18 protein-coding genes are annotated in these 21,771 nt (G+C 74.7%); 5 read left to right on the top strand and 13 right to left on the bottom strand.

Annotated elements, in window-relative coordinates; translation table 11 throughout:
- Nucleotides 1–29: 29 nt before the first annotated feature.
- The 3 genes from ACH9D3_RS14300 (at nucleotide 30) to ACH9D3_RS14290 (ending at nucleotide 3,562) form a co-directional block, all read left to right on the top strand.
- Nucleotides 30–1,301: a THUMP-like domain-containing protein gene (locus tag ACH9D3_RS14300; protein WP_396401225.1), complete on the top strand. Its 1,272-nt coding sequence runs from the start codon at nucleotides 30–32 to the stop codon at nucleotides 1,299–1,301.
- 70 nt (nucleotides 1,302–1,371) lie between these two features.
- Nucleotides 1,372–2,517 (top strand): glutamate--cysteine ligase, encoded by a 1,146-nt coding sequence (locus tag ACH9D3_RS14295; RefSeq protein ID WP_396401224.1) that lies wholly within the window; start codon nucleotides 1,372–1,374, stop codon nucleotides 2,515–2,517.
- A gap of 61 nt (nucleotides 2,518–2,578) precedes the next feature.
- Nucleotides 2,579–3,562, top strand: coding sequence for a 2-hydroxyacid dehydrogenase (locus tag ACH9D3_RS14290; RefSeq protein WP_396401223.1), 984 nt, complete (start codon nucleotides 2,579–2,581; stop codon nucleotides 3,560–3,562).
- A 25-nt stretch (nucleotides 3,563–3,587) separates the two neighbouring features.
- Here ACH9D3_RS14290 and tsaD read toward each other — a convergent pair whose 3' ends face one another.
- From tsaD to alr, 5 genes are read right to left on the bottom strand one after another with little or no spacing between them, the layout of a single operon-like run.
- The gene (gene tsaD / locus ACH9D3_RS14285) at nucleotides 3,588–4,685 is read right to left on the bottom strand and encodes a tRNA (adenosine(37)-N6)-threonylcarbamoyltransferase complex transferase subunit TsaD (RefSeq protein ID WP_396411448.1); all 1,098 of its coding nucleotides are present in this window, start codon (nucleotides 4,683–4,685) and stop codon (nucleotides 3,588–3,590) included.
- Nucleotides 4,682–5,152 carry a ribosomal protein S18-alanine N-acetyltransferase gene (gene rimI, locus ACH9D3_RS14280; protein WP_396411455.1) on the bottom strand — a complete coding sequence of 157 codons (471 nt, stop codon included), beginning with the start codon at nucleotides 5,150–5,152 and terminating at the stop codon, nucleotides 4,682–4,684. Before rimI ends, tsaD begins: the two co-directional genes overlap by 4 nt.
- A gap of 41 nt (nucleotides 5,153–5,193) precedes the next feature.
- Nucleotides 5,194–5,871 carry a tRNA (adenosine(37)-N6)-threonylcarbamoyltransferase complex dimerization subunit type 1 TsaB gene (tsaB, locus tag ACH9D3_RS14275; protein WP_396411447.1) on the bottom strand — a complete coding sequence of 226 codons (678 nt, stop codon included), beginning with the start codon at nucleotides 5,869–5,871 and terminating at the stop codon, nucleotides 5,194–5,196.
- A gap of 52 nt (nucleotides 5,872–5,923) precedes the next feature.
- A complete protein-coding gene (gene tsaE, locus ACH9D3_RS14270) occupies nucleotides 5,924–6,496 on the bottom strand; it encodes a tRNA (adenosine(37)-N6)-threonylcarbamoyltransferase complex ATPase subunit type 1 TsaE (protein WP_396411446.1) in 573 nt (190 codons plus the stop codon).
- The gene (gene alr, locus ACH9D3_RS14265) at nucleotides 6,493–7,746 is read right to left on the bottom strand and encodes an alanine racemase (RefSeq protein ID WP_396411445.1); all 1,254 of its coding nucleotides are present in this window, start codon (nucleotides 7,744–7,746) and stop codon (nucleotides 6,493–6,495) included. Before alr ends, tsaE begins: the two co-directional genes overlap by 4 nt.
- Before the next feature lie 71 nt (nucleotides 7,747–7,817).
- On the opposite strand from alr, the gene ACH9D3_RS14260 reads away from it, so the two are divergent.
- Entirely contained in the window at nucleotides 7,818–9,107 is a 1,290-nt protein-coding gene (locus ACH9D3_RS14260; protein WP_396411444.1) for a glycosyltransferase, read from the top strand.
- Nucleotides 9,104–9,892, top strand: a complete 789-nt coding sequence (locus ACH9D3_RS14255) for a phosphatase (protein ID WP_396411443.1) — start codon at nucleotides 9,104–9,106, stop codon at nucleotides 9,890–9,892. The genes ACH9D3_RS14260 and ACH9D3_RS14255 overlap by 4 nt, the downstream gene beginning before the upstream one ends.
- 63 nt (nucleotides 9,893–9,955) lie before the next feature.
- On the opposite strand, the gene ACH9D3_RS14250 is transcribed toward ACH9D3_RS14255, so the two are convergent.
- From ACH9D3_RS14250 to ACH9D3_RS14215, 8 genes are all read right to left on the bottom strand, one after another.
- Nucleotides 9,956–11,041: an inositol-3-phosphate synthase gene (locus tag ACH9D3_RS14250; RefSeq protein WP_396411442.1), complete on the bottom strand. Its 1,086-nt coding sequence runs from the start codon at nucleotides 11,039–11,041 to the stop codon at nucleotides 9,956–9,958.
- A gap of 226 nt (nucleotides 11,042–11,267) precedes the next feature.
- Nucleotides 11,268–11,996, bottom strand: a complete 729-nt coding sequence (locus tag ACH9D3_RS14245; RefSeq protein WP_396410809.1) for a LysE family transporter — start codon at nucleotides 11,994–11,996, stop codon at nucleotides 11,268–11,270.
- Between the two features lie 20 nt (nucleotides 11,997–12,016).
- Nucleotides 12,017–13,042: an aldo/keto reductase gene (locus tag ACH9D3_RS14240; RefSeq protein ID WP_396410811.1), complete on the bottom strand. Its 1,026-nt coding sequence runs from the start codon at nucleotides 13,040–13,042 to the stop codon at nucleotides 12,017–12,019.
- 110 nt (nucleotides 13,043–13,152) lie between these two features.
- Entirely contained in the window at nucleotides 13,153–15,027 is a 1,875-nt protein-coding gene (gene treZ / locus ACH9D3_RS14235) for a malto-oligosyltrehalose trehalohydrolase (protein WP_396410808.1), read from the bottom strand.
- 6 nt (nucleotides 15,028–15,033) lie between these two features.
- The gene (gene treY / locus ACH9D3_RS14230; protein WP_396410807.1) at nucleotides 15,034–17,391 is read right to left on the bottom strand and encodes a malto-oligosyltrehalose synthase; all 2,358 of its coding nucleotides are present in this window, start codon (nucleotides 17,389–17,391) and stop codon (nucleotides 15,034–15,036) included.
- Nucleotides 17,392–17,475: 84 nt separating this feature from the next.
- Nucleotides 17,476–19,662, bottom strand: coding sequence for a glycogen debranching protein GlgX (glgX, locus tag ACH9D3_RS14225; protein ID WP_396400677.1), 2,187 nt, complete (start codon nucleotides 19,660–19,662; stop codon nucleotides 17,476–17,478).
- Between the two features lie 134 nt (nucleotides 19,663–19,796).
- Nucleotides 19,797–21,359 (bottom strand): NAD(P)H-hydrate epimerase, encoded by a 1,563-nt coding sequence (locus tag ACH9D3_RS14220; RefSeq protein WP_396410806.1) that lies wholly within the window; start codon nucleotides 21,357–21,359, stop codon nucleotides 19,797–19,799.
- Nucleotides 21,356–21,721, bottom strand: coding sequence for a holo-ACP synthase (locus ACH9D3_RS14215; RefSeq protein WP_396400679.1), 366 nt, complete (start codon nucleotides 21,719–21,721; stop codon nucleotides 21,356–21,358). Before ACH9D3_RS14215 ends, ACH9D3_RS14220 begins: the two co-directional genes overlap by 4 nt.
- Nucleotides 21,722–21,771 lie beyond the last annotated feature (50 nt).

The following is a 21,771-nucleotide window of genomic DNA, read 5'->3' as shown; positions in this document are numbered from 1 at the left end:
CGGACGGACGGGCCGGATAGGGTGGACCGATGCAGAACGAGGCGACGGACATCGCACCCCTGCTCACCGCCGAGGGGAGTCGCCTGCTGGAGGCCGCGGGCCCCTACGACGCCGACGACGTCCTGGGGACGGCGACCCGCCTGCGCGCCGAGGGGCACGATCCCCGGCTCGTCTCCGCGGTGCTCACCCAGATGCGGCTCCGGGCCGGGGCGCGGGGGAAGTTCGGCGACTTCGCCGACCGCATGCTCTTCACCCGGGCCGGCCTCGAGCAGGCCACCCGGCTGCGGGTGGCCGCCCTGCACGCCCGGCGCTTCGCCGACGCGGGCCTGGAGCACGTGGCCGACCTCGGCTGCGGCATCGGCGCGGACGCGCTGGCGCTGGCCTCCCTGGACCGCAGGGTCACCGCCGTGGAGCTCGACGAGACCACGGCCGCGGTGGCCACCCTCAACCTCCTCCCCTTCCCCGAGGCCACGGTGCTGCACGCCGACGCCGGGACGCTGGACCTCTCCGCGCTGCCCGGCGGACCGCCGGACGGGGTGTGGCTGGATCCGGCCCGGCGCACCACGTCGTCGTCCGGGACCCGGCGGATCTTCGACCCGGAGGCGTTCTCCCCGCCCCTGTCCTTCGTCGAGGCGCTCGCCGGGCGCGGCCTGCCCGTCGGGGTGAAGCTGGGCCCGGGCATCCCGCACGAGGCGGTCCCCGCCGGGTGCGAGGCGCAGTGGGTCTCCGACCGGGGCGACGTGGTCGAGGCCGTGCTGTGGTTCAACGCGGTGGCCCGCCCCGGCGTGCGCCGGGCCGCTCTCGTGCTCTCCGGGCACGGGTCCGCGGAGCTCACCAGCCCGGAGGACCACGACCCCGCCCACGCCGACGCGGTGGTGGGACCCGTGGGCGCCTACCTCTACGAACCGGACGGCGCGGTGATCCGTGCCGGACTCGTGACGGATCTGGCCCGGCAGCTGGGCGCGCGGCTGATCCACCCCCGGATCGCCTACCTCACCTCCGACGAGCTCGTGCGCAGCCCCCTGGCGCGCGCCTACCGGGTGCGGGAGGTGCTGCCGCACACCGTCAAGGTGCTCAAGCGGTGGGTCCGGGAGCACGAGGTCGGCACCCTCGAGATCAAGAAGCGCGGCACCGACGTGACCCCGGAGGAGCTGCGGCGCCGGCTGGCGCCGAAGGGGCCCGGACGGGCCACGCTCGTGGTCACCCGGACCGCCCCGGGCCCCCGCCCGGAGGACCCGGCCCGCACGGGTGCGGGCACCGGTGAGAAGCGCGTCGTCATCGTCGTCGGAACCGTAGACTGAGGGCTTCGCGGGCCGTCCGGCCCGCCCCGGACCGGGCGACCGCGCCCCGACAGCACGGAGGACCTGCCGCGTGGAGATCTCGTTCGCCCGCTCCCCCCAGTCGACGCTGGGCGTCGAGTGGGAAATCGCCCTCGTGGACGCCTCCACGGGCGACCTCGTCCCCCGCGGCCGGGAGACGCTCGAGGCGGTCCTGGAGTCCCGCCCGGAGTGGGGCACCGAGGGCGACCACCCCCAGCTCACCGGGGAGTTCCTGCTCAACACGATCGAGCTGGTCACCGGGGTGTGCCGGGACGTCGCCCACTCCACCGAGCAGCTGTCCGCCATGCTGGACGAGGTCCGCACGGTCACCGACCCGCGGGGCCTGGAGGTCTTCGCCGCCGGCACCCACCCGTTCGCGCGCTGGCAGGACCAGCAGGTCACCGACAAGCAGCGCTACCACAAGCTCGTGGACCGGACCCAGTACTGGGGCCGGCAGATGGTGATCTACGGGGTGCACGTGCACGTGGGCCTCGACTCGCGCGCCAAGGCGCTGCCGGTGCTCGACGGGCTGCTGACCTACTACCCGCACCTGCTGGCGCTGTCCGCGAACTCGCCCTTCTGGGCGGGCGAGGACACCGGCTACGCGTCCCAGCGCTCCATGATCTTCCAGCAGCTGTCCACGGCGGGGCTGCCCTACCACTTCCCCTCCTGGGACGCCTACGAGCAGGGCATCGAGGACATGATCTCGACCGGCATCATCGAGGAGCTGAGCGAGGCCCGCTGGGACGTGCGCCCCGTGCCGCGGCTGGGCACCGACGAGGTCCGGTTCTGCGACGGCCTCTCGACGCTGTGGGAGGTCGCGGCGCTCACGGCGCTCACCCAGTGCCTCGCGGAGTCCCTCTCCCGGGACGTCGAGGCGGGCCGCGCCCCCGCCCGCCTCAAGCCGTGGCACGTCCAGGAGAACAAGTGGCGCGCCGCCCGCTACGGCCTGGACGCCGAGGTCGTCACCGGCCCGGACAACACCGAGCGGGACCTGTGCGAGGACCTGACCGGGCTCCTCGACCGGCTGGAGCCCGTCGCCGCGCAGCTCGGCTGCGCGCGCGAGCTCTCCGACGTGGAGCGGATCATGCAGCAGGGTGCCGGCTACCAGCGCCAGCGGGCGGTCGCCCGCGCCCACGACGGCGACCTGCGCGCCGTCGCCCTGGACATCGTCCGGCGCACCCGCGAGAACGACTGACCCGCGCCCCCGGGGCGCGCCGCGCTGGACGCGGGGCCCTGCTCCTCCCTAGGTTGCAGTCATGACCGACACGACCGGCACTGATCCGACCGAGACCCGGCGGGGACGGGACGTCCTCCAGCTGGGTTCCCTGCACCCCCTCGTGGAGGAGGCGCTGGCCACGGAGTTCGCCGCCCTGCGCCTGCCCGAGGACCCCGCGGAGCACGAACCCTTCCTGGCGCGGTACGCCGACGGCGTCCGGGTGGCGGTCTGCTCCGGCCGCACCGGGGTCGGCACGGAGCTGATGCGGCGGCTGCCCCGGCTCGAGGCCGTCGTCCACTTCGGCGTCGGCTACGACGGCACGGACGCCGCCGGGGCCGCCGCACGCGGGATCCGCCTGAGCAACACCCCCGACGTGCTCACCGACGCCGTGGCGGACACCGCGCTGGCCCTCTACCTGGACGTGCTGCGCGGCTTCTCCGCGGCCGACCGCTACGTCCGCGCCGGACGGTGGGAGACCGCGGGGAACTTCCCGCTCACCCGGCACGCGTCCGGCCGGCGGGTGGGGATCCTCGGTCTCGGCCGGATCGGCCGGGCGGTCGCCGGGCGGCTCGAGGCGCTCGGCTGCGAGATCCACTACCACAACCGGCGTCCGGCCCCCGGCACCGGGTACACCTACCAGGGCTCCCCGGCCGAGCTCGCCGCCGCCGTCGACGTGCTGGTGGTCGCCGTCCCCGGCGGGCCGGACTCCGCGGGGACGGTCGACGCCCCGGTGCTGGCGGCCCTCGGCCCGGAGGGCTTCCTCGTGAACGTCGCCCGCGGTTCCGTCGTGGACGAGGAGGCGCTGGTGGCGGCGCTGCGGGAGGGCCGGCTCGGCGGCGCGGGGCTCGACGTCTTCGCCGACGAGCCCCGGGTGCCGGCCGCCCTGCGCGAGCTCGACACCGTGGTGCTGCTGCCGCACGTGGGCAGCGCCACCGTGGAGACCCGGCGGGAGATGGCCGAGCTCACCCTGCGCAACCTGCGCAGCTATCTCGCCGACGGCACACTGGTCACGCCGGTGGACTGAGGGGACCGGCCGCGTGCCGGCCGGCTCAGACCGAGACGGTGGTGACCGGCAGGGACGAGTCGGCGGCGAAGCCCAGGCCGGAGGGCGCGCGGCCCTCGGCCACCACACGGGCCGCGAGCGCGGCGACCATCGCCCCGTTGTCGGTGCACAGGGACAGCTTCGGGATCACCAGCTCGATCCCGTGCGCGGCGCAGCGCTCCGCCGTGAGCTCCCGCAGCCGGGAGTTGGCGGCCACCCCTCCGCCGAGCAGGAGCGTGCCGAGCCCCTGCTCGGTGCACGCGAGGACGGCCTTGCGCGTGACGACGTCGGCCACGGCCTCCTGGAAGGACGCCGCGACGTCCGCGACCGGGACCGCGCGCCCCTCGGCCTCGTGCGCCTCGACGACGCGGGCCACGGCGGTCTTGAGCCCGGAGAAGGAGAAGTCGTAGCGGTGCGGGCCGGGGCGCTCGGCGGAGCCCAGGTACTTGCCGGCGGTGAGGCCCCGGGGGAAGCGGAAGGCCGTGGGGTCCCCGGTCCGGGCGGCGGCGTCGATGGCCGGACCCCCCGGGTAGTCCAGGCCCAGCACCCGGGCCACCTTGTCGTAGGCCTCGCCGGCCGCGTCGTCGATCGTGGCCCCGAGCAGCCGCACGTCCCGGGAGAGGTCGTCGACGGCGAGGATCTCGGTGTGGCCGCCGGAGACCAGCAGCGCGCCGAGGTCGCGGGGCAGGCCGTCGTCGAACGCGCCCCGGAAGCCCTCGATCCCCGAGTCCTCGAGCACGCCCACGCCGACGTGGGCCACGAGGTGGTTGACGGCGTACAGGGGCTTGCCGGTGGCCACGGCGAGCGCCTTCGCGGCGGCGACGCCCACCATGAGCGCCCCGGCGAGGCCCGGGCCGGAGGTCACGGCCAGGGCGTCGAGCTCGTCGAGGCCCACGCCGGCCCGGTCCAGGGCCTCGCGCAGCGTGGGCACGAGCGCGTCGAGGTGGGCGCGGGAGGCGATCTCGGGGATCACGCCCCCGAAGCGCGCGTGCTCGTCCATCGAGGAGGACACGACGTTGGCGAGCAGGGTGCGCCCGCGCACGATCCCCACGCCGGTCTCGTCGCAGGAGGACTCGATGCCCAGCACCAGGGGTCCGTCGGTCATCGTCCTCCCTCCGTCGGGGTGGTCGGGGCGGCCGGGGGCTCCGGCGCGGCGAGATCGAGGCGCATGATCAGCGCGTCGGTGCCGTCCCGGTAGTAGCGGGGGCGGGTGTGGATCTGCTCGTAGCCGAAGCGGCGGTAGAGCTGCTGGGCGCGCGGGTTGTCGGCGCGGACCTCGAGCAGCACCTCGGTGGCGCCGAGCTCCGCGGCCTTCCCGTGCAGGGTGCGCAGCAGGTGGGAGCCGATCCCGCGGCCCTCGTGCTCGGGGAGCACGGCGATGGTCTGGACGTCGCCCACGGGGCGGAGGCACATGAGACCGGCGTAGCCGACCACCGCACCGTCCTGCTCGGCCACCCAGTACCAGCAGACGGGCTGGGCCAGCTCCGCGGAGAACATCTCCGCCGGCCAGGCGTCGGCCGGGAAGAGGCGCCGTTCGAGGGCGTGCACCACGGGGACGTCCTCGGCCGTCATCCGGCGCAGCGTCCAGGCCGGACCGCCCGGGGCCGGCCCGCTCACGCGAGGGCCTTCTTCCGGGGCCCGGGGACCTTCGCGTCGGACTCGCGCAGGTACAGCGGGGCCGTGTCCGCGGGCAGCGCCTCCCCGCGGACCGTGCGGCGCGCGGCGGCCAGGCCCAGGGACGACGCCGTCGGCTGGGCCGCGGCGAAGGCCGGGACCGGACGGGCCAGATGGTCCGCCCAGATCCCCGCGCCGCGGCCGTAGGCGGGCAGTCCCGGGAGCCGCTCCGCGGCGGCGACCCCGGGCCCGGCGACCAGCCGGGGACCGTCGGGGGCGAGGACGAAGCGGGCCCAGTAGACCTCCTTGCGGCGGGCGTCGGTGAGCACGAGGAACTCCTCGTGGCCGGCCGCCCGGGCGTCCTCGGCGGCGTCCTGGGCGAGGGCCTCGAGGCTCATCAGCCCGTGCAGCGGCACGTCCCAGGCGAAGGCGAGGGCCCGGGCCGTCGCGATCCCCGCGCGCAGACCGGTGAAGGGGCCGGGGCCGGTGCCGACCAGGACCGCGTCGAGGTCGCCGCCGGCCACCCCGTGGCCGGTCAGCAGCTCGCGGACCGCGGGGGCCAGGACCTCGGCGTGGGAACGGGTGTCCGGGCTCGCGAAGGAGCCGAGGACCTCGCCCGCCCCGGTCACGAGGGCGGCGGAGGCGACGGCGGAGGAGTCCAGGCACAGGAGCAGCACCCGACCAGTGTAGTGCCCGCCCCCGGGCACTGCCCGGCCCCGGCGGGGAGGCTCAGTCGAGCCGCGGCGGCCCGTCCGCCCAGCGCGGCCCGATCCCGGTCAACGTGATGCGGCGGGGCTCGTCGTCGTCCCGGTCCTCGTCCTGCTCGCCCGCGTCGCCCGCGGCCTCCGCGGGTCCGCACGCCGCGCCGGCGCCGCGGGGGGCGGCGCCCAGGGCACGCTCCAGCACGATCTCGAGCCGGGACTCCGCCAGGTGCTCGACCTTCCCCGTCCCCCACTCGACCACGGTGACGGCCGTGTCCACCGTGTCCTCGAGGTCGACGTCGTCGACCTCCGCCGCGCTGCCCAGCCGGTAGGCGTCGACGTGCACGAGGTCCGGGCCGCCGGGCCGGGGCCCGTCCTGGACGTTGGGGTGGCGGCGCACGAGCACGAACGTGGGCGAGATGATCCCCCCGCGCACCCCCAGGCCGCGCCCCAGGCCCTGTGCGAACGTGGTCTTGCCCGCGCCGAGCTCGCCGGTGAGCACCAGCAGGTCCCCGGCCCGCAGCTGCCCGCCCAGCCGTTCGGCCAGGGCCTGCGTCCGCCCGCGCCCGTCCACGGTCACGGTCACGGTCCACCGGCTCACGGCTGCTCCCCGCCCCGGCCGGCGCTCCCCGGACCCGCCGCGGTGTGCAGGTGTACCCGGGGCACGCGGGGCGAGATGCGGGCGACGATCTCGTAGTTGATGGTGCCCGCGGCCTCCGCCCACGCGCTCGCGGACGGGTCCTCCCCCGCGCCGAAGAGCACGGCCTCCGCCCCGAGCAGCCCGTGCTCGGGGGCGGACAGGCCCGGCGCGCCGAGGTCCACGACGACCTGGTCCATCGCGACCCGGCCCACCACCGGGTAGTTGCGGCCCCGGATCCGCACCGGCCCGCCGGTCCCGGTGCGCGGCACGCCGTCGGCGTAGCCGAGCGGGACGAGCGCCAGGGTGGTGGGCCGCGCGGTGACGTAGTCCAGCCCGTAGGAGACGCCCTGTCCCGCCGGGACCTCCTTGACCGCGCCGACCGTGCTCCGCAGCGTCATGGCGGGCACGAGGCCCAGCTGCTCCGGGGAGCGGTCGGCGAACGGGGAGAGCCCGTAGAGGGAGACCCCCACGCGGACCATGTCCAGCAGCATGTCCCCGGGGCGCTCCAGTCCGGCGGCCGAGAAGAGGCCCGGCGAGTTCGCCGCGTGCCGCAGGGCGGGCCGGAGCCCGGCGGAGCGCGCCGTCCGCACGGCCGCGCGGAGGCGCTCGAGCTGGTCCAGGGTCTCGGGCCGGGAGGGCTCGTCGGCCACGGCCAGGTGGGTGAAGACCCCGACGACCCGGACGAGACCCTCCGCCTCGGCCTGCGCGGCCGCGCGCACGAGCTGCGGCCACAGGGCTTCCGTCGCGCCGTTGCGGCCCAGGCCGGTGTCGATCTTGAGGTGGACCCGGGCGGTGGTCCCCAGGGCGCGCGCGGCCTCGGCGACCGGGGCCAGTTCCCAGCCGCTGACGCCCAGCTCGACGTCGGCGGCGAGGGCCGCCCGGAAGTCGGTGTCGACGGTGTGCAGCCACGCGAGCAGGGGCCCGCCGATCCCGGCGGACCGCAGCTCGAGGGCCTCGGCGACGTGGGCGACGCCCAGGGCGTCCGCGCCGGCCTCCAGGACGGCGCGGGCCACGGGCACCGCACCGTGGCCGTAGGCGTCGGCCTTGACCACGGCCATCAGGCGGGCGGGGGCGGCGACGGCCCGGATGCGGCGCACGTTGGCGCGGACCGCGTCGAGGTCGACCACGGCGGTGCGCTCGAACCGGGGAGGGGGTGCGGGGCCGCCGGACGGGGCGGTCGGGACGGTGTCGGCACGGTTCACGCTGACCATTGTCGCACCGGCTGCGGACGGGCCGGCGCCCGTCCGCAGCACCGTCCGGGACCGGAGGTTAGAGTTGAGCCGTGTCCGCGCCCTGCCACGTCCTGCTGATCAGCCTGCACACCTGTCCCCTGGAGCAACCGGGGTCGGGCGACGCGGGCGGGATGAACGTCTACGTGCGCCACCTCGCCGAGGCCCTCGTGGATGCCGGCCACACCGTGGACATGGCCACCCTCGACCGCGGTGCGGGCGCCCCGTCCGCCGCGGGCGTGCGGACCACCCGCATCCGCGCGGGGCTGCGCCTGCTCACCGTCTCGCTGCCCGGGGCGGCCGGGGCGAGCAAGGAGGAGCTGCCCGTGTTCACCCCGGCCTTCGCGGACGTGCTCCGTGCGGAGGCCGACCGGCCCGACGTCGTGCACGCCCACTACTGGCTCTCCGGCTCGGCGGGCCGGGAGCTCTCCGACGCCTGGGGGGTCCCCCTCGTCCTGACCCTGCACACCACCGCGCTCGGGAAGAACCTGCGCGCCCGCACCGGTGAGGGGGTCGAGCCGGCCTCCCGCGCCGAGGCCGAGGCCGAGCTCATCGGACGGGCCGAGGCCACGGTGGTGAACACCCGGACGGAGGCCCTGCAGATGGTCGAGCTCTACGACGCCGACCCGGCACGCCTGACCGTCATCACCCCCGGGGTGGACCTCTCGGCCTTCTCCCCCGACGCCGCCCCCGGAGAGCTCCGCCGCTCGGACGAGCCGCCCCCCGGGTCGCCCGGCCGCCCGCTGCGGATCCTGTTCGCCGGCCGCCTCCAGGCGCTCAAGGGCCCGCACGTGCTCGTCGACGCGCTGGCGCGGCTCCGCGCGAGCCACCCCGGCCTGCCCGTGGAGCTGGACGTCGTGGGGGTCGGCACCCGCGGCTTCACGGCGGCGCTGCAGGAGCGCGTCCGGGAGCTCGGCCTGGAGGACGCCGTGCGCTTCGGACCGGCCCTGCCCGCCCCGCGGCTCGCGGCCCGCATGCGCCGGGCCGACCTCGTGGCCGTGCCGTCCTCCTCGGAGACGTTCGGCCTCGTGGCGCTGGAGGCCCAGGCCTGCGGCACGCCCGTCCTCGCCACGGACGTCGACGGGCTGCGCACCGCGGTGCTGGACGGGCTCACCGGCCGCCTCGTGCCCGACCGCGACCCCGCCTCGTGGGCGCGGGCCGTCGTCGAGCTCGCCGGCGACCCCGCCGCCCTGGCGCGCATGGGCGCGGCCGCGGCCCGGCGCGCCGAGGGGCACTCCTGGGAGCGCACGGCCCGGGCCACCGCGGACGTCTACGCCCGGCTGCGCCCCCGGGCGGGGGTACGCGGCGGTAGCGGCCGGTGCCTGAATACACTCGAACGGTGACGAATCCCCCTCTCCACCCCACAGACCTCGTCCGCCACCTGGACTCCCACCGCATCACCGGCGCCGTGGCGACGTCCCGGGAGGCGAACCTCCGCAACATCCAGGGCTTCCTGGACGGCGACCAGCACCAGCACATGGGCGTGGTGCGCACCCGGGACTGGACCTTCGACGACGTGTTCGCGCTGATGCGGGACCGGGTCGGCATCTCCCCCGACCGGGCGCACGTCGAGGGCCAGGACACGATCTCCGCGGAGCGGGCCGTCGCCGCGCTCGAGCGCTACGCGCGGGTCCTCGGCGAGGTCGTCTCCGGCGGCGGGCGCGTGCTCTTCGCCACGGGGCACCCGGCCGGTCTGTTCCCGGTGTACGCGCAGCTGGCCCGCGTGGCCCGCCGAGCCGGCGCGCACGTGGTCCAGGTCCCGGACGGCTTCCCCTTCGAGGACGGCGACGTCCGCCAGATCGAGCACGTGGTGATGGTCGAGCAGCACGGCGGGCTGCGGCACACCCACTTCCCCGGGCCCATGTCCCTGACCCTGGAGAAGCTGCGCCGGGACGGGCAGAACCCGCCCGACCTGGTGGTGGCCGACCACGGCCTCGCCGGCGCGGCCGGGTCCCGGGGGCTGCGGACGATCGCGGTCGCCGACTGCAACGACCCGGGGGTGTTCGTGGCCGAGGCGCAGGGACAGGTCGAGGTCGCCGTACCCCTCGACGACAACCTGCCGCCGCGCGTCTACGAGCCCCTCACCGCCTTCGTGCTCCATCGCGCCGGCCTGGCGGAGCACATCTGAGACCGCACGGACGGAAGGACCCCCGCACCCGGTGCGGGGGTCCTTCCGTCCGTGGGGGTGGGTTCAGCGTTCGAGGTCGCCGCGGATGAAGGCCTCCAGGTTCGCCCGGGCGGTGTCGTCGGCCTGCTGCTCGGGCGGGGACTTCATGAAGTACGCCGCCGCCGAGGTCAGCGGCCCGCCGATGCCGCGGTCCAACCCGATCTTCGCCGCCCGGATCGCGTCGATGATCACCCCGGCCGAGTTCGGCGAGTCCCACACCTCCAGCTTGTACTCCAGCGAGATCGGGGCGTCACCGAAGCCGTGCCCCTCCAGGCGCACGAAGGCGAACTTCCGGTCGTTCAACCACGGCACGTGGTCCGAGGGCCCGATGTGCACATCACGCGTGCCGAACTCCCGGGCCACGTTGGAGGTCACCGCCTGGGTCTTGGAGATCTTCTTCGACTCCAGCCGGGTGCGCTCGAGCATGTTCATGAAGTCCATGTTCCCGCCCACGTTGAGCTGGTAGGTGCGGTCCAGCACGTACCCGCGGTCCTCGAACAGCTTCGCCAGCACCCGGTGGGTGATCGTCGCCCCGATCTGGGACTTGATGTCATCGCCCACGACCGGCACCCCGGCGGCGGCGAACTTCCCCGCCCACTCGGCGGTGGAGGCGATGAACACCGGCAGCGCGTTGACGAAGGCCACCCCGGCCTCGATCGCGGCCTGGGCGTAGAACCGGTCGGCGGCCTCCGAGCCCACCGGCAGATAGGACACCAGCACGTCCACCTGCGCCTCCCGCAGCGCCTGCGCCACGTCCACGGGGGCGGCGGCGGACTCCTCGATCGCCTCCCGGTAGTAGGACCCCAGCCCGTCCAGGGTCGGCCCGCGCTGCACGGTGACCCCGGTGTGCGGGACCGGGGCGAAGACCAGGGTGTTGTTCTGCCCGGCGCCGATCGCCTCGCACAGATCGGACCCGACCTTCGCGGCGTCGACGTCGAAGGCCGCCACGAACTCCACGTCGGCGACGTGGTAGTCACCGAAGACCACGTGCATCAGCCCCGGCACGGTCGCGGCCGGATCGGCTCCGGCGTAGAAGTGGACGCCCTGGATCAAGGACGAGGCGCAGTTGCCGACACCGGCGACCGCCACACGAATGGGATGCTGGGACACGGGACTCCTCTGTCTGGTCGTCTGGTTCCTGTCCCCCGCGCACGCCGGGGCGGCGCCCGCCGGGGAGTCCGGCGACCGGCCGGACAGGACTCAGCGGTCCACTCTAGTGCCCGTCGGGGCACGCTCCTGCCGGAGACCGCCCGCCCGGGTCACGGCGCCCCGGGCACCGCGCGCATGGCGCAGGGCACCCGTCACAGCGCCCCGGGCACCGCGCGCAGGGCATCCCTCACAGCGCGCTGAGGAGCAGGCCGAGGGCGAGCACCAGGAACAGCGCGCCCGCGGCGAGCTCCACCGCGGCGCCGTGCCGCCGGAAGCCCGCCGCGAGGCGCTCGACGGAACCGACCCACGCGACCGCGGTGAACCAGGCGAGGCCCACCGCCACGAGCAGCGCGAAGACCAGGGCGGTCTCCCACCACAGCGCTCCGGCCGGGACCACGTTGGCGAACAGGGCCACGAAGAAGACGATGGCCTTCGCGTTCGACAGGTTCGTCACGAGTCCGAGCACGAAGCCCCGCCCGGGGGTCACCGTGCGGCCGGGCGGGCCCGGCGTCCCCGCCGCGGCCGTCCCCTCCGGGAGCACCCCTGCCGGAGTCGTCCCGCCGGCGGACGCCGCGCCCGTCGCCGCCCCCCTTGCCGCGGTCGGCAGCCGGGCCGGAAGGGCCCCGGCCGCGAGTCCCGCCCGGATCCCGCTCGCGCCGAGCCAGCCGAGGAACAGGGCTCCGGCCACCTGGATGATGCGCTGGGCCGTGTCCGCCTCGCCGATCAGGACGGTCACGCCGGTCAGGGAGAGCGTGATCCACACGAGGTTGCCGGCCATCACGCCCACGGCGGTGAGCACCCCGGCCGACCGGGAGCCCAGCGACGCGTTGCGCAGGATCACCAGGACGTCCGGGCCCGGGGCGACGATCCCGGCGATCCACAGCCCGAGCAGGGCGAGGTACTGCGAGGCCTCCATCGCCTAGCCGGTCCCGCCGCTCACGCGGTCTTGGAGTCGCGGGCGCCCGCCCAGATGTTGATGTCGGAGTCCGTGGCCAGCCGGTCGATCGCCTCGAGCTCCTCCGGCGTGAACGAGAGGTGGTGCACGGCGCCCACGCTGTCCTCGAGCTGCTGCGGCGAGGAGGCCCCCACGAGCGCGGTGCTGACCTGGCCGTCCGCCTGCTCGCGCAGCACCCAGGCGATCGCCATCTGGGCCAGGGTCTGGCCGCGCGCGGCGGCGATGTCGTGCAGGCCGCGGACCTTCTCCAGGGTCGTGTCGGTCAGCCACTCGGGGTCGAGCGACTTCTCCGCCGCGGCCCGGGAGCCCTCGGGGATGCCGTCGAGGTACCGGTCCGTGAGCATGCCCTGGGCCAGGGGCGAGAACACGATGGACCCCATCCCGGCCTCCGTCAGGGCGCCCAGCAGCGACGTCCCCGACGGACCGGGCGACTCGATCCAGCGGTTGAGCATCGAGTAGGACGGCTGGTGGATCAGGAGCGGCGTGCCGAGCTCCCGCATGATCTGCTGCGCGCGCAGGGTCAGCTCGGCGTTGTAGGAGGAGATCCCCGCGTAGAGGGCCCGCCCGGAGCGCACGATGTGGTCGAGGGCCCGCATGGTCTCCTCGAGCGGGGTGTCCGGGTCCGGGCGGTGGTGGTAGAAGACGTCCACGTGGTCCAGGCCCATCCGCTGCAGGGACTGGTCCAGGGAGGACACCAGGTACTTCCGCGAGCCGCCGAAGTGGTACGGGCCCGGCCCCATGGTCCAGCCGGCCTTCGAGGAGATCACGATCTCGTCCCGGTACGGCGCGAGATCCTGTGCCAGGATCCGCCCGAAGTTCAGCTCGGCGGCGCCGGCCGGCGGACCGTAGTTGTTGGCGAGGTCGAAGTGGGTCACACCCAGGTCGAAGGCCCGGCGCAGCGTGGCACGCTGCGTGGCGAGCGGCTTGTCGTCGCCGAAGTTGTGCCACAGGCCGAGCGAGATGACGGGCAGCTTGAGCCCGGACCCGCCCACGTGCCGGTAGGGCATCGTCTCGTAGCGGTCCTCGGCGGGGCGGTAGGGGACGTCGGGTCCGTAGGTGCGCACGGCGGCCTTTCGTGTGGGTCGGGGGAGTCGTTCGTGGGACGGTGCTGGGGGGCTCAGTAGCGCACCACGGCCGCGCCGTGGCCGGGCAGCGCCGCGACGGCGCCGCCGTCGGTCCCCTCGGTCACCGACACGTCCCCGGAGCGGAAGAGCACCTGGGCGTCGCGGCGGCCGGGGAACGGGACGTTCGCCGGGTCGGCCCCGAAGTTCAGCAGGACCGCGACCCCGTGGTCGGCGCCCGGGGCAGCGGCCCGGCGCAGCACGAACCAGCGGGCGTCCTCGTCGTGGTCGGTGCCGATCGTGGCGAAGCGCGGGTCGGTGAGCTCGGGCACGGCCCGCCGCAGCGCGATGAGCTCCCGGTACGCGTCCAGCACCCGGGCGTGGTCGTCCTGGCCGAGCTCGTCCCAGTCCAGCTGGGAGTCCTCGAACGTGCTGGGGGCCTGGGGGTCGGGGACCGTGGACTCGTCCCAGCCCATGGACGCGAACTCCGCCTTGCGGCCCTTCGCCACGGCCTCCCCGAGCTCGGGCTCGGGGTGGGCGGTGAAGAACTGCCACGGGGTGGACGCGCCCCACTCCTCTCCCATGAACAGCATGGGCGTGAAGGGCTGGGTGAGCAGGAGCGTGGCGCCCAGCACGAGCTGGTCGGGCGTGAGGCTCGCGCTGATCCGGTCCCCCGCCGCGCGGTTGCCGATCTGGTCGTGGTTCTGGATGCACGTGACGAACTGCCACGGGCGGATCCGCTGCTTGTCGACGGGCCGGCCGTGGTGCCGGCCGCGGAAGACCGACATGGTGCCGTCGTGGTAGAAGGCGTCCTGCATGACCTTGTCGAGCGTGGCGAGCGCGGCGAAGTCCGCGTAGTAGCCCTGTGTCTCCCCGGTGAGCGCCACGTGCGCCGCGTGGTGGAAGTCGTCGAGCCACTGCCCGGTCATGCCCAGGCCGTTGGCCGTGGTCGGCGTGATCATCCGGTGGTCGTTGAGGTCGGACTCCGCGATCGTGAACAGGGGCTTGCCGGTCTCCACGCCCACGCGCTCGACGAGCTCGGCGATCTCCTCGAGGATGTGCACGGCCCGGTGGTCCTGCAGGGCGTGCACGGCGTCGAGCCGGAACCCGTCCACGTGGTGGTCGCGCAGCCACATCTCCACGTTGTCCAGGATGTAGTCGCGGACGCCGTCCGAGCCCCATCCGTCGAGGTTGATGAGGTCGCCCCAGGTGCTGGAGCCCGGCTTGAAGTAGTCGGCGAACAGGGGCAGGTAGTTCCCGGACGGGCCGAGGTGGTTGTAGACGACGTCCTGGATCACGCCGATCCCGCGCTGGTGGCACGCGTCCACGAAGCGCTGGTAGGCCGCCGGCCCGCCGTAGGACTCGGCCACCGTGTACCAGAGGACCCCGTCGTAGCCCCAGTTGCGCTCGCCGTTGAAGCCGTTCACGGGCAGCAGCTCGACGAAGTCCACACCGAGGCCGGCGAGGTGGTCGAGCCGCTCGACGGCCGAGTCGAGGGTGCCCTCCGGGGTGAACGTGCCGATGTGCAGCTCGTAGACCACCGACCCCGCCAGGGTGCGGCCGGTCCACGCGGCGTCGCCCCAGCGGTGCTCGGAGGGGTCGAACGTGCACGAGAGGTCGTGCACGCCCTGGGGCTGGCGGCGGGAGCGGGGGTCCGGGAGGACCTCGGAGACCTGGGAGCGCTCCTGGGCCGTGCCCTCGTCGAAGGTCTTGCCGAGGACATAGCCGTAGCGCACGGTCCCCGTGGGGACGTCGGCGCCGTCGGGCAGCGTCCACCAGCCCTCACGGCCGGCCGCCGGGCCCCCCGCGGAGCCCTCGGGCAGGGACCCGGCCGGTACCATGTCGTGGTCGTCGCCCTCGATCCGCACGGTCACCGCCTTGGCGTGCGGGGCCCAGACGTCGAAGCGGTCGAGGTGGTCACGGGTGTTCATGGAGGTTCAGGAGTCCTTCCGGCGCAGCAGCGCCACGGGGTAGTCGGACAGCAGCTGGGACAGCGCCACGGTGCCCGTGTGCGGGCGGTGGGTCAGCACGTCCTCGAACTCGCCCTCGGGCAGGTCCAGGGTCTCGTCGGCGAAGCCGCCCCGGGACGCGAGGCCCAGGGGCAGGCGGGTGGCCACGGTCACGGCGCCGCCGCGGTCGAAGGCGAAGACGTGCGCGGCCAGGGGACCGGACGCGGTGAGCGGGGTGTAGCCGGAGAACAGCTCGGGCCGGTCCCGGCGCAGCCGCAGGGCGCGACTCGTGACGAGCAGCTTGGCGGCCCCGTCGGGTCCCACGGCGGGGATCCCGTCCGCGGTCCCGCCCACGGGGGTGTCCAGCCGGGCGAGCCGGGCGGCCCGCTCCTCGAAGTCGACGGGACGGCGGTTGTCGGGGTCCACGAGGGACTCGGCCCACAGCTCGGACCCCTGGTAGACGTCCGGGACGCCGGGCATCGTGAGCTGGACGAGCTTGGCGGCGAGCCCGTTCGACCAGCCGGCCTCGGTGACGTGCGCGGCGAAGCCCTCGACGACGGCCCGCATCTGCGGGTCGTGGAAGACCAGCTCGAGGAACCGGGTCAGCCGCTGCTCGAAGTCGGCGTCCCCGTCGACCCAGGCGGTGGAGTTGCCGGCCTCGCGAGCGGCCTTGAGGGCGTAGTCCAGCGCCCGCTCCTGCGAGAGGGGCCAGGCGCCCACCACGGCCTGGAGCACGAGGTTCACCAGCGGGCCGTCGCCCACCCGGTCCCCGGCCTGCTCGGCGAGCTTCTGCACGGTGCCGACCACGCCGGCCCACTGCTCCCCGGCCTCGGCCAGCACGGTGATCCGCGCCCGCACGGCCTCGGAGCGCTTGGTGTCGTGGGTGGACAGGGTCGTCATGGCCAGGGGCTCCTCGCGGGCCCGGCGGGCGAGCTCGGCGTGGGCCTCCTCCGGCGCCACGGCGAAGTGCGAGGGGTCGCCGCCCACCTCGGTCAGGGACGTCAGGCGGGGGAAGCGGTAGAACGCGGTGTCCTCGACGCCCTTGGCCATGACCATCCCGGAGGTCTGCTGGAAGCGGCGCGCGAGCTCGCCGAGCTCGGCCTCCGCCGTCGCGTCGACCCCGAGGAGCCGGCCCAGGGTCCCGATCGTGCCGGTGAGGTCGGGACGCTGCTCGCGGGCCGCGTCGAGGGCCGCCCGCAGGTGCTCGGCCCCCTCGGGCAGGTAGCTGCGGTACACCGGGAAGTTCGCGAGGATCTCCGCGAGGGCGTCCACGGTCTCGTCCCGGCCGAGCCCGGCGTCGTCGGGCACGGTGCGGGCCAGGCGCAGGACCTCCGCGTGCAGGGCGTTGTCGGCCATGGCGCGCTTGGTGCCGTGGATCATCTCGTCCCAGTGCACGGGTTCGCCGCCGCGCAGCCGGGCGTCCAGGCTCGTGAGCGCGTACTCCCCGGCCGGGTCGGTGAGCAGCCGGTCGATCGTGCCGAGGGCGTCGTAGCCGGTGGTGCCCTCCGTGGCCCAGTCGCGGGGCAGCCGCTCCCCGGGCTCGAGGATCTTCTCGACGACGACGTACGCGCCGCCCGTGAGCTCCTTCAGCTGCTCGAGGTACCCCCGGGGGTCGCGCAGGCCGTCGGGGTGGTCGATGCGCAGGCCGTCGACGAGCCCCTCGTCGATCCACCGCCTGATCTCCGCGTGGGACTCCTCGAAGACCGCCGGGTCCTCGACGCGCACGCCCGCCAGCGTGGCCACGGTGAAGAACCGGCGGTAGTTGAGCTCGGCGTCGCCGCGGCGCCAGTTGACGAGCTCGTAGTGCTGCCGGTCGTGGACGTCCTGCGGGTCGTCGCCCGCCGTCCAGGTGCCCTCGGCCAGGGGGTAGACGTTGTCGTAGTAGCGCAGCGTGCCGTCCTGGACCCGCAGCTGCGCGAGCTCGTCGTCGCCGTCGCCCAGCACGGGGATCAGCACCCTGCCGCCGCCGGCCGTCCACTCGACGTCGAAGGCCCGCGCGTACGGCGACTCCTGCCCCTGCTCCAGCAGGGACCACCACCAGGGGTTCTGCTCCGGAGCGGCGACGCCCTGGTGGTTCGGGACGATGTCCACCAGAACGCCCATGCCGCGGTCGTGGGCGGCGTCGGCGAGCGCCTTGAGCCCGGCGGCACCGCCCCGGACGGGATCCACCTCGGCGGGGGACGCGACGTCGTAGCCGTGGTCGGAGCCGTCGACGGCCCGGAGGATGGGTGAGAGGTAGACCCAGTCGGCGCCGAGGTCGTGGAGGTAGTCCACGAGCCCCGCCGCGCGGTCGAGGGTCAGGTCGGAGGTGATCTGGAGTCGGTAGGTCGAAGTCGGTGTGCGCACGGCACCAGTCTGTCGGCCCGGCCCCGGAAACGCCAGCAGGCTGTCGACCCGTTCCCGGGTCGACAGCCTGCCGGTGCCGTCAGGTCACTGGTCCTGCGGCGTCTTGGCGTAGGCGGCCACGGAGGCGGCGACCGACGCGTCGGGCTCCTCCTCGGGGGCCTCGTAGGCGCGCAGCACGACCATCGACTTGCCCTCGAGCACGATCGCGGTCCGCGCCTTGCGGATCTGCCCGTCGGCGTACTTGCCCGCGGTGTCGATGACCTCCTCCCACTGCCGGCCGTAGCGCACCGGCGGGAGCTTGCACTTGACGGGCTCCGGGTTGGAGTTGAAGTACACGATGAAGTTCACGTCGGTGATGGGCCGCCCGCGCATGTCGACGCCGGCGATGCCGTGGCCGTTGAGCCACATCCCGAAGGAGCGGGACAGGGGCTCGTCCCAGTCGGCGGGCTTGAGCGGGGCCCCGTCCGTGTTCAGCCAGGCGATGTCCGGCATGGGGCGGCCGGTGTCGTCCGCGTCCATCTCGACGGGGCGCCCGTCGAAGAACTCCGAGCGCCGGAACGTCGGGTGGTCGTGGCGCAGGTGGGTCACGGCGGCGACGAACTCGGTGAGCGGGCCGTCCATGGTGTCCCAGTTGATCCACGACAGCTCGTTGTCCTGGCAGTACGTGTTGTTGTTGCCGCCCTGGGTGCGGCCCAGCTCGTCGCCGTGCAGCACCATGGGCGTGCCCTGGGACAGCAGCAGCGTCGCGAGGAAGTTGCGCTGCTGGCGGGAGCGCAGGGCGAGCACCTCGGGGTCGTCGGTGGGCCCCTCCACGCCGCAGTTCCAGGAGCGGTTGTGGGACTCGCCGTCGTTGTTGCCCTCGCCGTTGGCCTCGTTGTGCTTCTCGTTGTAGGAGACCAGGTCCCGCAGCGTGAAGCCGTCGTGGGCCGTGACGAAGTTGATCGAGGCGAACGGGCGGCGCCCGCTGTGCTCGTAGAGGTCCGCGGAGCCCGTGATGCGCGAGGCGAACTCCCCCAGGGTCGCGGGCTCGCCGCGCCAGAAGTCGCGCACGGTGTCCCGGTACTTCCCGTTCCACTCCGTCCACTGGGGCGGGAAGTTGCCCACCTGGTAGCCGCCGGGGCCGACGTCCCACGGCTCCGCGATGAGCTTCACCTGGGAGACGACCGGGTCCTGCTGGACGAGCTCGAAGAACGTGGCGAGCTTGTCCACGTCGTAGAACTCCCGGGCCAGCGCGGAGGCGAGGTCGAAGCGGAAGCCGTCCACGTGCATCTCGGTCACCCAGTAGCGCAGGGAGTCCATGATCAGCTGCAGCGAGTGGGGGTGCCGGACGTTGAGGGTGTTGCCGGTGCCCGTGTAGTCCATGTAGAACTTCTGGTCGCCCTCCACCGTCCGGTAGTAGGCCTGGTTGTCGATGCCCTTCATGGACAGCGTGGGGCCCATGTGGTTGCCCTCGGCCGTGTGGTTGTACACCACGTCGAGGATGACCTCGATGTCGGCCTGGTGCAGGGCCCGCACCATGGCCTTGAACTCCTGGACCTGCCCGCCGAGGTCGTTGGTCGAGTGGTACTCGTTGTGCGGGGCGAAGAACCCGATGGTGTTGTAGCCCCAGTAGTTGCGCAGGTCCTGGTCGAGCAGGGTGCTGTCCTGCACGAACTGGTGCACGGGCATGAGCTCGATGGCGGTGACGCCCAGCTTCTGCAGGTGCGAGATCACCTCGGGGTGGGCCACGCCGGCGTAGGTGCCGCGCTGCTCCTCGGGCACCTCGGGGTGCTGCTGGGTGAGGCCCTTGACGTGGGCCTCGTAGATCACCGACTTGTGGTACGGCGTGCGGGGCGTCCGGTCGCCCTCCCAGTTGAAGAACGGGTTGATCACCACGCCCATCATCATGTGGGGGGCGGAGTCCTCGTCGTTGAACGAGTCCTCGTCGCCGAAGTCGTAGGAGAAGAGCGCCTGGTCCCAGTCCATCCGGCCGGAGACGGCCTTGGCGTAGGGGTCGAGCAGCAGCTTGGCGGGGTTGAAACGCTGGCCCTCGGCGGGGTCCCACGGTCCGTGCACACGGTAGCCGTAGCGCTGCCCGGGCTGGATCGTCGGCAGGTAGCAGTGCCAGACGTAGCTGTCCTGCGCGTCGACCTGGATCCGGGTCTCGGTCCCGTCCTCGTCGAACAGGCACAGCTCGACCTGCTCGGCGGCCTCGCTGAAGAGGGCGAAGTTGGTGCCGGTGCCGTCGAAGGTGGCTCCGAGGGGATAGGGCTGACCTGGCCAGACTTCCATAGGGGATCTCCTGTCGTACCGCCGGGCAGGGGTCACCGTCAGCGGGCTGGGAATGGGGCAAGTGGGATCGATCTTAGCCCGGACGGGAGCCGCCCGCGTCCCGGGCGCGGGTCGCCGGGGGCCGGGGAGCGCCCTCAGCGGCCGAAGCGCAGGACCGTGCGGACGTTCGCGGACAGCGCCGTGGGCGGCACGGGGCCGAGGCCCTCCAGCCGGGAGGCCCACCCGTGCACGGCCACGGCCAGCGCGGCGGCCACCGCGAGGCGCGCGTCCCCGCGGGCCCACTCCCCCGCGGCGGCGAACGCGTCCGGCTCCTCGGCGCAGCCGGCCAGCGCCGTGCCCATGATCCCGGCGAGGGTGTCCCCGCTGCCGGCCGTCGCCAGCCACGGGCTGCCGTCCGCCTGGGACAGCAGCGTGCCGTCCGGGGCCGCGACGAGCGTGGTGGCGCCCTTGAGCACCACGACGGCGCCGGTCGCCTCCGCGGCCGCCCGGGCCCACCGGGCCGGCTCGGCCTCGACCGCCTCCCGGTCGGGGGCCTCCCCGCCGTCCCCGAGGGCGGCGAGCCAGGCCAGCACCTGCGCGAGCTCCCCGGCGTGCGGGGTCAGGACCTTCCCCGGGCCCAGGGCGCCGTCGGCGGCCGCCCGCGCGGCCGCGGCGAGCGCGCCGGCGTCGACGACCGCCGGCAGCGGTCCCGCGAGCACGGCGTCCGTCCGGGACTCCTGGGCGTCGTCCCCCACCGCACCGGGGCCGACGACCCAGGCCTGGACGTGCACGGCGTCCGGGTGGTCCTCGGAGGCGACCACCTCGGGGCTCGTCAGGCACACCAGGGAACGGGTGGCGGCGTCGCCGAGGTGGCGGACCATGCCCGCGCCGGAGTCCACGGCGGCGCGCGTGCACATGAGCGCCGCGCCGGGGTAGGTCGGGGAACCGGCGACGACGCCCACCACGCCGCGCGAGTACTTGTGGGAGGCCGCTCCGGGCCGCGGCCACAGCGCCGCGGCGTCGTCGCGCTCCAGGCGCCGCAGCGCGGGCTCCGGCAGGGCGTGCTCGATCCCGATGGGCACCGTCCGCACCTCGCCGCACCAGCGCTCCCCCGGCGGGAGCAGCAGGCCCGCCTTCGCCCCGGCGAACGTCACGGTGAGGTCCGCGGGCAGGACGGGACCCGCCACCGCGCCGGTGTCCGCGGCGACGCCCGACGGGACGTCGCACGCCACCACCACCGGTCCCCCGTCCCGGGGCCACCGGTCGAGGACCGCACGGACGAGCTCCGCGGCCGGCCCGCGCAGCCCGCCCCGGGCGCCGGTCCCGAGCACGGCGTCGAGCACCAGGTCGGCGCCGAGCACGTGCCCGGCCGCCCGCGCCGGGTCGCCGTCCCCGGCGGCCAGCACCCTGCCGCCGGCGGCCGCGAGGGCCGCAGCACCCTCCGGGTGCAGCCGGTCCCCGACGGCCACGGCCAGCACGGCCGCGCCGCGGCGCGCGAGCTCCGCCCCGGCCCACAGCCCGTCCCCGCCGTTGTTGCCGGTGCCCGCCAGGACCACCACGCGCGCCCCGCGGACGTGTCCCCGGCGGGCGCGCAGGCGCTCGGCGCAGGCGAGGGCCAGGCCGTGGGCGGCGCGCCGCATGAGCGCCGGCCCCTCGCCCCGCTCGAGGAAGGGCGTCTCGGCCGCCCGGACCTGCTCGCCGGTCCAGGCCGCGATCACGACAGGCCCCCCGTGCGCTCGGCGATGACCATGGCCATCGCGATCCCGCCGTCGTGGGTCATGGTGAGGTGCCACCGGTCGATGCCCTGCCGGCGGGCCTCGTCCGCCACGGTGCCCTCGGTGCACAGCAGCGGAGCCCCGGAGGGGTCCTTCTCGATCCAGCAGTGCTGCCAGATCATCCCCGGCGGTGCCTTGAGCGCCTTCGCCGCGGCCTCCTTCGCGGCGAAGCGGGCGGCCAGGGAGCGGACGTGCAGCTCCCGCTCCGGCGGGGTGAACAGCCGGGCCACGAGGCCGGGGGTGCGGGCGATCTGCTCCTCGAAGCGGGCGATGTCCACCACGTCGATGCCGGTGCCGATGATCATGGGGTCCAGCCTAACGACAGCCGGCCCGCCTCCCGGATGGATCCGGGCGG

The organism is Kocuria kalidii, assembly GCF_044462225.1.
Lineage (GTDB): Bacteria > Actinomycetota > Actinomycetes > Actinomycetales > Micrococcaceae > Kocuria > Kocuria kalidii.
The sequence above is the reverse complement of the archived record's forward strand: the minus strand, read 5'-3'. Positions and strand labels throughout refer to the sequence as shown.